Annotated in this window: 2 protein-coding genes; both read right to left on the reverse strand. The window is 45.4% G+C overall.

The window, feature by feature from the left end:
* Nucleotides 1-35: 35 nt before the first annotated feature.
* Entirely contained in the window at nt 36-9,851 is a 9,816-nt protein-coding gene (locus PluTT01m_RS18175) for a non-ribosomal peptide synthetase (protein WP_011147712.1), read from the reverse strand.
* Entirely contained in the window at nt 9,848-13,249 is a 3,402-nt protein-coding gene (locus PluTT01m_RS18180) for a non-ribosomal peptide synthetase (RefSeq protein ID WP_011147713.1), read from the reverse strand. Before PluTT01m_RS18180 ends, PluTT01m_RS18175 begins: the two co-directional genes overlap by 4 nt.

A 13,249-nucleotide genomic window follows, 5' to 3' on the forward strand; every position in this document is an offset into this window, starting at 1 on the left:
TATTCCACCTTATTTATCAGCGCCTATTTTTATCATCATAACCAGCCTTCTTCCGCCACCGTGTTACATCCCTGATGGCTTTGTTCAGTTTGTTGCAACTGTTTACGCTCAATCATCAGTGCCAGTACTGCCAGATTAGTGGCCGTCATGACATCGGCAATGCTTATCACTACAGCAAAAGTCTGTTGTATCTGATGTAAAAACCTCAACAAGGTTAATGAGTTCCCTCCCAATTCGATAAAAGACGCGGCTAAACTCACCATGCTTGACGGTAATTTCAGTGCGTCGGCACACAGTTGTACCAACTGTTTTTCAATTTCAGTTTCCGCAACACGATCCAATCCTCGCGTAATGCAAGGTTTTGGCTCAGGTAGGGCAGCAAAATTCACTTTACCATTAGCCGTAGTTGGTATAGTGGCTATCACAGCATATAGGGTTGGCACCATATACTCTGGTAATCGGGTTTTCAGTTGCTCTCTTATCGGGGGGATGACAGCATCCGTTTCGGTCCCCTCTGGCATCACCAGCCAGGCACATAGTTGTTTTTCGCTGGTTGCATCGACAGTAACCCGCACAATACTTGTCGCCACACCATCAATAGCTGACAATGCTGACTCTATTTCGCGGGTTTCGATACGAAAACCTCTGATCTTGACCTGATTATCAAGACGACCGACATAAACCAGTTCACCCTCGTTATTCCAATAAACACGATCACCGGTTTTATATAAACCTACTGTTTGTTCCGGCAAGATAGCCATTTCAACAAACTGTGCCGCATTTTGTTCCGGGTTATTCACATAGCCTAAACTTAAAGCATCACCCGCAATGTAGAGTTCACCAATAACATCTGGCGGTACCAATCCACCCTGAGAATCCAAAACATAGGTCTGACAATGGGCCAAAGGACGTCCTATCGGCACCACTGAATTTGTTAAGGTATCGAATTGTGTGACATCAATAGCGGTTGCCACAATGGTTGTTTCTGTCGGTCCATACGTGTTGAATAAACGGATCTTTCCTTGTGTTTTTTGTTGCCATAGCGCCAATAACTCCATTCGCATGGCTTCACCACCGACGATACATACCTTCAAATGCTCAACCAGTTGTTCAACATCGTCAGCAGTTAACTGATACGTCCACTCATGCCATAAGGCTGTGGGTACTGAAATCAGTGTGACTTTTTGTGCATCAATGATCTGACATAACTGTTTAACGCTATACGCTGTTTTATGATTATCCAGAACCAAACGACCACCGGAAAATACCGACAACATTAATTCTTCGATAAAAATATCAAAACCAATGTTGGCAATTTGCAATACCGCGTGGGCAGAATTTGCCGGATAACAGCGTTGAACCGCCTGATAATAGCTCAGTAAATTGTGATGGCTGATCTTAATGCCCTTCGGCGTACCCGTTGAACCCGAGGTATACATGATGTAAGCAACACGCTCTTGCGCTGATAATGCCACTTCTCGTGCCACAACCGCAGTATCAACCGAGTCAATCTCATCAACCATAACAATACGTTGTTCATCAACAGGCAAAGTGTGGCTTTCAGAACGTTGTGAAACAATAAGCTGAATATCCGCATCATTAATAATATGGGCAATACGTTCTGTTGGATAATCGGTTGCCAATGGTACAAATGTCGCGTTCGCCTTCAAAATAGCCAAGACGCTAATCACTACCTCAGGAGTACGGGATAAATAAATACCCACCGTATCATTTACCCCGATACCCCGCGCAATAAGGAGTGTCGCCAGTTTGTCAGCCGCTAACGCCAACTGAGCATAATTCATGCTGCCCCAAGGCCCTGACAAGGCCACTTCATCAGGTATCCGACGCGCAATTCGGGCAAATAATTGCGTCACAGATGGGCAATCATTAGCAATAGATGAGGCATTATGGGCTAATTGATACAAGTGTTGGATTTGACCGGATGCCAGATAATCCGCATGCCCCAAGCGATGATGTTGTGAAGCTAACATCGATTTTATCGCCGTTTCATAACAGGCTAATATTTGCCCCGCCTGATGTGCCCCAAATACCGATTGGGTCAACGCTAATTGCAGAACCAGAAAACGATTAGCTGAACTATGATGGCAAACAAAATCATAACCATAATCAACTCGTTCATATTCATGATCATAAGCCTGCTCAGGCTCAGCATCTTGCGTTGTCTGTAACTCATCAGACACATGAAAATCGACATAGTTAAACAGAGCGCCAGAGTAATCACACTTGAATTCCTCTTGCATAACAGCAACCGGATAATATCGATAAGGCCAGCTTGCAGTGCTATATTCGGTTAATTGCTGAATCAACGACGCCCAGGTTTGTTGATGGATATCGGCATTAACCGGCGGCGTATTTAAGAATAATCCAAGACAAGATTCAGCTCCCTTCACTTCAAGTCTTCCATGGCTTACCACCGAACTGGTTATCGAGTCAGTACCATTGATTTTCGCCAAGACATAAACATGGATTGCCAATAACAAGGTGCGCAGCGGTACTTTTAAGCACGTAGCAAGTTGTTGTAAATCATCATGTAAATAAGATAACTCAAGGCGAGCAGAATAATGTTGTGTTGACGCTTTTCCGGTCCAGTCAGGCAACACCGCAGCATTGGCAATGTGCTGCCAATAAGCTTTTTGCTCAGGATCATCAATAGCCGCCAGCTCCTCAGCAATGTATTCACCGTAATGCGGTAAGTCAGCTCTTGGTGGAATAGAACCGCCAGACAACACCGATAAATAGTTTTCCATAAACTCAACTTGCAGGTTGGCAACACTCCAACCGTCAAGAATGGCATGTTGATGAGATAGAACCAGTGCAAATGTATTATTAGCATCAATACATACATTAACTCGCCACATCAATTCATTTTCAACGAAAAAGTGGCTATTTTCCTGTTCCAGACAATGGTCTAATTGATGCTCAAATTCCTGCACAGAAAGGTGACGCCAATCATTGAGTGTAACCGGCAAAGCAATCGTTTTATGAATATATTGCAACGCTCTCCCTAATTCGAAGTTGTATGTCGCACGCAATAACTCATGGCGTTGTACTATGGCATTAAACGCTTGACGAAATGCTTGTTCACTCCACACGGCATTAATCAAATAATGCTCTACAATATGGTAACTTTCATCTTTTAGCTGATGATAAATAGACCCCATTTGCAAACTTGACAATGAATATGCATCATCCAATGTTGACTGCTCAATCAATGCCGCCCGTTCGTCATCCGTGAGTAATGAAAAAGCGTGATAAGCCTCTTTAGAAGAGACAATGTTGCGGTTCAAATCAGGTAACTGCTGCGTTATTTCATCAATACTTTGATAGGCCAAAATATCTTTTACACTGAGTGCCAAACCCGCCTGTTTAGCCATCGCAACAACACGCACAATTAATATTGAGTCGCCCCCCAAAGCAAAGAAATTATCGTAACGACTCACTTTCTCCTGTTTCAAAACAACGGCAAAAATAGAGGCTAATGTTCTTTCAATGTCATTTTGTGGCGCAACATATTCAGTACTGGTAAAAGCACTGGCTTCCGGTACAGGGAGTTTTTCTTTATCCACTTTTCCGGTAATACTCACCGAGAAAGCATTCAGACAGACAAATGCACTGGGGATCATGTAATGAGGTAATTGATGCCGTAGCTGTTCTCTGATCCGTTCAACTAATAACGGTCGTGGCGTTTGAAGATAAGCAATAATTTGTTTATTGCCCGGCTCAATTTCCCGCACCACAGCAATAGCATTCTGCACATCAGGCAATGCACGAAGCTTGGCATCAATTTCAGCCAGTTCAATACGGAATCCTCGCAGTTTTATTTGATCATCATTACGCCCTAAAAACTCCAGCGTTCCATCAAATTTTAATCTCGCTTGATCACCCGTGTGATAAATATAACCACAACGACCAGAAAGGTTGTCTTTAACAAATTTTTGTTGCGTTAATTCGCGATTGCGGTTGTAACCTCTTGCCAAACCGGGGCCACCTACCGCAATTTCACCCACTACCCCCATAGGTACAGGCTCGCCATAAGCATCAAGGATATAAATGTGGGTATTGGCAAACGGCGTACCGATGGGAACATAGGCATCATCAGGCAAACAGAGATGCGTGACATCACCGTAACTAGCATCAATCACCGATTCTGTTTGTCCATAAATATTGAAACAACGGGCATCGGTATGCATCAGCTTTTGTAAACGGTTCAAATCACGACCATACCAAGCTTCGGAACCCACTAATATATGGCGCAGTGAATTCAATCGAACTCTGTTTTGTTCAGCATAATCAAGTAAATTTCTCAGAATGACCGGCACAAAATCACCAAATGTCACGTGTTGTTGTTCGATAAGCTGATACAAATCCTCTGTGGTAATTAAATCCGACTTGCGACAAATCACCAAGCGGCCACCGGTGGTCAAGCTCTTAACGATATCACCCAGAAAAATATCCACAGCCAAACCCGCCATTTGCAATACGGTTGGCGGCCGCTGAAATAAACCAAATACCGCATCCCAACCATACAAACGCGCAATCATCGCCGTGTGCTCAACCATCACGCCCTTGGGATGGCCCGTTGTTCCTGAGGTGTAAGTCATGTAAGCCAAATTAGTCGCGGTTGAATGACGCTGCGTCACCGCAATATGGGTATTAAGCCGTGACCGGCTTAATATTTCATCCAATCTCCAGACGTTGTACGCCGAAGCCACCTCAGTAGGCAAACACTGAATATCATCAACCACAACTAATGGCGCACCGCTATCTTGAAGAATGTATTCAATCCGCTGCAACGGCTGATCAGCATCAAATGGCACATAGGCTAAACCCGCCTTCAAGATGCCAAGTACGGTAATCACCGAAGCCGCAGTTCGCTCCATACAAACCGCAATAAAGGAATCCGGGGTATAAGCTTTGTCCAACAAAAAGTGAGCGACCTGATTCGCTTGAGCGTTCACTTGCCGATAAGTGAGATGAAGCTCGCCGTCAATAACCGCTGTTTGTTCCGGGCTCCGTTCCGCCTGTTCTTCGAACAATTGATGAATGCACTTATCAACCGGATAAGACTGCCAGTTGTCATTAATATCGACCAACAGATATTGTCTTTCCTGCTCAGTTAACACCGGCAGTTTCGTCAAAGGAGCCGTTTGATATTGCTCACTCACTAATGCAGACAGTAAAGTCAGGAACCGTTGGCTGAATCGGGTTATTGTCGACCGTTCGAACAGTTCACAGTTGTATTCAAAACTAAAATCAAGACCGTTCTCACTTTCACCGGCATCTAAGGTCAAATCGAACTGGGCCGTGACATGTTCGCTATCAAGGGACTCAAATTCAACGTCGCTCAATTGCAATACCTGAGATTCATTGGTATCCATCGAGAATACGATTTGGAATAGCGGCGAATAACTTGTACTCCGCTCCGGCTGCATTTTTTCAACCAACAATTCAAACGGCAGTAACTGATGCGCTTGAGCATCAATATTGACCTGACGAATATACGATAGATATTCAGCAAAAGTGAGATCGGCTTGGTATTGGGTGCGCAGCACGAGCATATTGACGAAAAAGCCGATAAGCGGCTCAACTTCCGCCTGCAAACGATTCGCAACCGGCGTCCCGATGACAATATCCGGGCTTTGTCCATGACGGGCAAGTAACAGGGTAAATGCCGCATGCAATACCACAAACAGGCTCGTATTATGTTGACCGGCAAGCGATTTGAGCCCAGTCAAAAGAGACTTGTCAGCACTAAATTCAAATAGCCCACCACGGCTGCCAAGTTGCAATGGACGTGAATGATCCAACGGTAAGTCGTGTACAGGAGGCAACTCATTAAGCTGAGTTAACCAGTAATTAAGATCCGTTTGTAACGTTTCACCTTGTAGTTGTTGCCGTTGCCAGACCGCATAATCTTTATATTGAATGGCTAGCGATGGCAAAGCCGGTTGCTGAATGCCTTCAAGCAGTTGGCGGTATATGTCGACAAACTCATCAGCAAGCACTTTGATTGACCAACCATCTGATGCGATATGGTGCATGTTGAAGACCATAACGCACTGATCTTCGGCTATCTTTAGATAGGCCGCTCGCAGCATGACATCGTTCGCTAAATCAAATGGTTGCTCAGCGTGCTGCTGAATAAATTCTTGCACCTGCTGTTGGCCGCTTTTTTCCCCAAGGCTTCGATAGTCAATACGGTCGATCTTCACCGTTACCTTGTCCAGCACCTCCTGCCATGCACCGGCGGTATCATGCCGATAGACCGTTCGCAGCACTTGGTGGCGTTGAACAATGATGTTTATCGCACGTTCAGCGATAGCGAGATTGAACTCCCCTTTGACGGTTAATGCCAACGGCATATTATATTGAGGCGTTTGCCCATCTAACTGGTCAATAAACCAAAGCCGTTGCTGGGCAAATGACAATGGAAGCCGCGCCATTTCAGCGACAGGTGTAATTGGCGCTATCGCTGCATTACCGCCAGTTGTTATCCGTTGTTCAACGATCAATTGTGCAAGTTCAGCCAAAGTTTGGCTTTCAAAGACGGCCCGAACAGAGATCTGTACAGCTAAGGTTTTCTGGATTTCCGATACCAACTTAATCGCCAACAGGGAATGTCCCCCTAGTTTGAAAAAGTTATCGGTACGACCCACTTTAGGATGGCCTAACAATTGCTGCCACATATCAGCCAGTTGTTCCTCCAGTTCCCCCTGCGGGAGGCAATAGTTCTCGGGTAACGGCTCTTGCGTCTCTACACTCAATAGCGCTTTGTAGTCAACTTTACCGTTTACCGTCATTGGAATGCTGTCTAGCGAAATAAAGGCATTAGGGACCATATATTCGGGTAAGGTTTGACTTATTTGTTCCTTTAGCGCGGCCGGCTCCAGTGGCACATCAGCAACGTAGTATGCAATCAGTTGTTTGTTACCGTTAATCTCATCAGCAGTGACAACCGCCTGTCTCACCCCATCAATCGCAATAAGTTGGTTCTCAATCTCACCTGGCTCAATACGGAAACCCCGAATTTTTATCTGGCTATCCTTGCGCCCGATATATTCAATCTCACCATGAACATTAAACCTCACCAGATCACCGGTCCGGTAAAGCCGCTCAACCTCACCGTCGAAAAAAGCAACCTGGATAAAACTTCTCTGCTGCTCCTCAGGTCTGTTTAAGTAACCTCGGGAGACACCTTTACCACCAACAACCAATTCACCAATGACACCTTGTGGCACCAAATTCAAATGCTCATCAACAACATAGGCTTTAACATGACCACCTACCCTGCCAATGGGAACCGACTGCTCAATCTGCAACGCGGATTCAATCAAGTAGTAACTCGCTAAAACGGTTGTTTCGGTCGGCCCGTAGGTATTCATCACCGGAGGACGGTTTGCTGATGCGAACCAATGCCTGACAATTTCAGCATTAATGGCTTCACCGCCAACGATAACCAACCGTAATGTGTCAGGCACCAAAGCGTCGCCACTACTCACCTGATGCCAAAATGCGGTAGGCAAGCTCATTACAGTGATGTTGTGCTGACCACACTGTTGCCAAAATAGGTCAGCGCTGTTGAGCCAATCATCGTCCCTCAATACTAAAGTGGCCCCTGCACATAGGGTGACAAAACACTCTTCAATGGAAATATCAAATGCAAATGAGGAGAACTGTAATATGTTGTCGTCAGGTTTAACGGCATACATTGCCAGTGCTGCCGCCACAAAATGGCTCAACTGCGTATGCTCTACCATGACCCCTTTAGGTTTGCCCGTTGATCCGGAGGTATACATGACATAGGCAAGCTCATCCAAGCTATGGCTGATATTCGGATCATCCGATGCAGTCCCTGAAAACAGTTCCATTTCCGAGGTTAACAGCTCAACAATGACATTCAGTTCAGCAAACTTGTCTGCATATGTGTTGTTCGTCAACACAACTACCGGCTGACAATCCGTAATAATGTGATTAATTCGGGATTGAGGGTTGTCAATGTCAATAGGAGTGTAAGCGGCACCGGCTTTCAGTACAGCCAATATACTGACAATCATCTCAGGGGAACGAGGCAAACATAACGCAACAATATTGCCCGGCCTAACCCCCTTTTCGATTAGGTGATGCGCCAATCGGTTGGCCCGCTGGTTTAATTCGCGATATGTCAGGGTTTGCGTTTCGCCTGCAACCTGCCATACCAAAGCCGTCGCATCGGATCTTTGTGCTGCCTGACGTTCAAACCGGCATTGCACAGATTCTGTCGTTGTTGCGATAGAAGATGGTATCGCCAGTTGTTGCCCTAAACGACGCTTTTCGTCTTCATCCAACAACGCTAAAGAGTCTAATGTTTTATAAGGATTTTCGGCGATATCAATCAACAAGACTTCAAACGATTTGAGTAACCTTGCAATCGTGTGTTCATGGAATAGGCTACTGTTGTACACCACTTCAAACAGAATCGTGTCACCGTCATCAATCGCATCGAGTTCCAAATCAAATTTAGAGAATGCTTCCCCCGAAGATACCGGCGTAAACACCACGTCATCCAGTCTCGATTCACCGGCCTCAGTCGTATCCATTGTGAACATGAACTGGAATATCGGTGAATAAGCGATATTCCGACTCACCGCCAATTTCTCCACAAGAACATCAAACGGCAAATCCTGATTCATTTGTGCTTCAATGTTGACTTGCTTTACATGCTGCACAAACTGCATGAAATCAACCTTGCCCTGATATTCGGTTCTCAACGCCAGCGTATTGACAAACAACCCGATCAGTGACTGTAACTCTTTTTGTTTACGGTTAGTGGCCGGTGTACCAATGACAATATCCGTTTGCTGGCTGTAACGAGCGATAAATACTGAAAATGCAGCGTGCAATAACATAAACAGAGTCGCACCGGCATCGCCCGCATGTTTACGCAACATCGACGAAGATTGCCGATCCAATCGGAATCGCACCTTAACACCGTAGTTGGTCTGTTTCACCGGCCGCTGAAGATCCAATGGAAATTGGTGAACTTGCGGTATATCCGCTAGTTTTTGTTGCCAATAATCAAGTTGCTCATCAAACACCCCATCGGCAATCCATGACTGCTGAGTGTAAGCATAATCTGCATATTGCACAGGTAATACAGGCAAAGATTCTGGCAGATTCTGCTTAATCTCTTGGTAGTGGATGACAAATTCTTCCATCAAGAGAGAAAAAGACAATCCGTCTCCAGCAATATGGTGCAAGTTGATGATAAGAAATTGCCGCTGAGTATTAGTGGTAAAAAAGTCGATCCGGATCATCAGATCTTTCTGTAAATCAAACGGAGCAGAAACATACTGATAAAATATCGCTTTCAGCTCGGCAGGTTCACATGTCAAATGCCGAACATTGATTTTTGCCTTAACCGCTGACTGAATCTCCTGCCATACTTCTCCTTGCTCTTCTCGGTAAACCGAGCGCAATATTTCATGACGTTCGACAATTCGTTGCATGACTTTTTCAGCAATCGTTAAATCGAACTCGCCATTTACTTCCAACACCGTCGCCATATTGTAATGCTCGCTGCTGCCAAAGAGCTGGTCGATGAACCACAGGCGTTGTTGTGCAAAAGAGAGAGGTAATCGAGTCAATTCCCTGTCGGCGGTCTTGATCGGTAATGGATTTGATTGTTGCCCTTGCAGATACGCAATAATTTCTACCTTATGCGTTCTCAACTCAGTCAGCATATTCTGCGATACCGCGCCTTTAGGCGCGTTTAACTTAAGCGAGTCAGATTCAAGGTATACCATAATGTCTTGCTGTTTTAAGTCAGCTAAAAATGCGGCGATATTCACAGTTCAACAACCTCCCTTTCTCCCCCAATCTGTTTCTGTCGTTCGGCAAACTGCTGCTCAACATACTGCGCTAAAGCAAACAGCGTGTCATAGACGTAAAAATCCTTCACGGACAGTTCGATCTTTAATTCTTCGCTGATGGCACTACCGAGTTTGACAAATTGCAGTGAGTGAATACCGAGCTGTACAAACCGGGCCTCAATATTGATTGGCGTCAACCCAAGCTCTCTATGGAACAATCCAGCTAACTGCTTTTCAGTTGCCGTTTCTGGTGACGTAAAAGGCTCCTTAGCGATATTTTCCCTGCTTGGCGCAGGCAGAGCTTTACGATTAACTTTGCCATTCTCAGTCAGCGGCATTTCCGGCAATAACACATAGAAGCCGGGCCACATAAACTCCGGTAAGATACGCTCGACTTTATCGCGCTGTTCTCGTATGTCGAGCATCGACGGAGCCACCAAATAAGCCACCAAGGATTGCCGCTGCTTGTCATCCTGTCTCACACAAACCACAACATCCGCGACATCAAAATGCGTGCGGATACAGTGCTCAATTTCTCCCAATTCGAGCCGAAAACCGCGCAATTTCACTTGGAAATCATTTCGGCCAATGTAGGCAATTTCGCCTGATGGCAACACTTTCACTAAATCACCGGTGCGATATAGCCGTTCGCGGTTACCTTTAGCATCCAAATGATCAATAAAACGTTCAGCCGTCAGTTCCGGGCGGTTCAAGTACCCTTTTGCTAATCCGACACCACCGACATACAGTTCTCCTACTACACCGACCGGGCATTGGGAGCGATCTTTTGCCAACACATGAAGTGACACATGGGGAGCGGGCCGACCAATCGTGACTGGCTCCGTCGCCTTTTCAAAGATTTTCAACGAAGACCATACCGTGGTTTCCGTTGGCCCATATTCGTTGACAAGCGTTGCCTGAGGCTGACACTGGAAATGTTTTGTCTTTACGTTGTCCGACAAATTTTCGCCGGCGCAAATCACTTTACGTAGTGAAGGCCCGACAAGGTAATCAAGAACAGCATCGTAGAAACTGGGAATAAAAAGAACGTGGCTAATTTGTTGACTGTCTATAAGCTTCGCCACATACGATGCATCTTTCGCATCTTGAGGGGCCATTAAATGCAACGTTGCACCGCTGCCAAGCCCCCAATATATCGCCGGAATCGATGAATCGAAAGCAAAGGAGGAAACCAGTAAAAATTTCTCCGGTACTATCGAGTATGAATTAAACCGCCCAGCAGTGGATGCGCTCAACGCCCCATGCTGGATCATCACCCCTTTAGGATTACCCGTTGAACCCGAGGTATAAATGACATAGGCAAGGGAATCCGCTGTCACACTTGAGGTCAACATCGGTTCAGTACGGGGCTGGGCGGCAATTTCAGTCTCATCAAGCAAGATAGTGCAAACGCTATCCGCTGGTAAATTGACCTTATCGATACTCTTGTTATCGACGATAACCAAACCAACATGGCTGTCAGCCAAGATAAAACTTAACCGTGCCACAGAATAAGTGGGATCTAATGGCAAATAAGCACATCCTGCTTTCAATATCGCTAGCATGCTGACAACAAAGTCAATGCCAGGCTCCATCAAAATAGCAACCAACGGGTTGTTGTCAGCACCTTTAGTCAACAATAATTGAGCGATCTGATTAGCCCTTGCATCAAGTTCAGCAAAACTGAGGCTTTGCTCCTGATAGCGAATTGCCACTCGTTCAGGATACTCAGCCACCCGCTGTTGAATAAGCTGATGCACAAAAGGTTGCACCTCAGGCAGTTGCCAAGCTGATTGATGAGATTTGTCCAACACAGCTTGTTCCTGCTCACTGACAATCGCCAATTGATTAATTGGCCTATCACCGTTGACCGCAATATGTGCCAACAACAACTGCATATTTTCGGCAAAACGGGCGATGGTGTCCGAATTAAAAAGCCCTTGATTAAACTCAAAAATCAGCGACAGCCCATCCTGATCTTCTGCTGCGGTTAAGGTCAAATCAAACTGCGTTTGTCCCCCTTGTTCCATAAGCTCTTTAAATTCAACATCAGCAAGTTCCAACGGTTGAGATTCATAATTTTGCATTGAGAAAAGCACTTGGAATAAGGGAGTAAACGCGGTGCTTTGTTCAGCGAGCAATTTCTCGACCAATAATTCGAATGGAATGGCCTGATTGCTCTGTGCATCAAGGTGCACCTGCCTTGCATTGTTCAACAACGCATTGAATGTCAGCGTCGGTGTACAATCCAAACGCAATACGAGCGTATTGAGGAAACAGCCAATGAGCGACTCCAGTTTCTGTACCGGCCGACTTGTAATAGGTGTCCCAATAACCACATCCGGGTTATCACTGTAGCGAGCCAGCATCACCGCAAAAGCGGTATGCAACAACATGAATAAAGTGGCATTTGCATCTACAGCTAATCGCTTAAGTTTACTCACCGTCTCCATTGGTATCTTTTGCGTGTGCATTGCGCTACGCATATCCAATTTTTGCGGGCGAGCATAATCTAACGGCAATTCATGAACCAATGGCAGGTTAGCCAACTGTTGTTGCCAATATTGCAACTGCTCGTCAAACATTTGCTGAGTTTCAGCTTGATTCTGCCAGTAAGCATAATCCGAGTATTGCAATTCAAGCTCAGTCAGTAAGGCGGGTTTACCCTGCACAATTTGTTGATAAAGAAGGGTAAATTCATCAACTAATATCGCCAGCGACCAGCCATCAGCAGCAATATGGTGCAAATCAAAAAACAATACGCCGGTCAACGGCTTATCTGAGGTATCTGGTTTTAGATCAGAGGCCAAATAGGCCACTCTTAGCGGTAAATCCCTACTTAAATCAAATTTCCTCTGTCTCTGCCTCTCCAGCCAATCCTCTATGTGTTGCTGTTGGTCAACACCATCGGCAAGGGTGTCTTTGTCAATCTGGAAAACATAGTCGTTCAACACGACTTGTGCGGGCGTGCCCTGTGATTCCTGATAAACCGTTCGTAAAATTTCATGTCGCTTAAGAATGGCATCTATCGCCTGACTCGCGGCTTCCAAGGAAAATTGACCATATAAATTGAATGCAGTTGAAATCTTATACTGACGTTCAACTGTAGAAACCTGTTCGACCAGCCAAAAACGGCGCTGGGCAAAGGATAATGGTGCCTTGGTAAGGTGCCGACGTTGTAATAACGAAAACTTCTGTTGCCCCGCCACCTCTGTATGAGAGAGAAAATCAATAATTGCTTGTTTGTTTTGTTTAATAAATTTTCCCTGTTCAGGTGTGATGGCACCCGGAGCAGACTGAGATTTTAGCGCCCCATTTTCAACAAAAAGACGAACTTCCTGCTCGGACAATCTATCAATAAAGCCTTTTAGGTTCAT

It is taken from the genome of Photorhabdus laumondii subsp. laumondii, assembly GCF_003343245.1.
Lineage (GTDB): Bacteria > Pseudomonadota > Gammaproteobacteria > Enterobacterales > Enterobacteriaceae > Photorhabdus > Photorhabdus laumondii.

Bases quoted from the DNA above. Each gene is read 5' to 3' on its own strand.
- PluTT01m_RS18180 (WP_011147713.1), bottom strand. From the start codon at position 13,249: ATGAACCTAAAAGGCTTTATTGATAGATTGTCCGAGCAGGAAGTTCGT.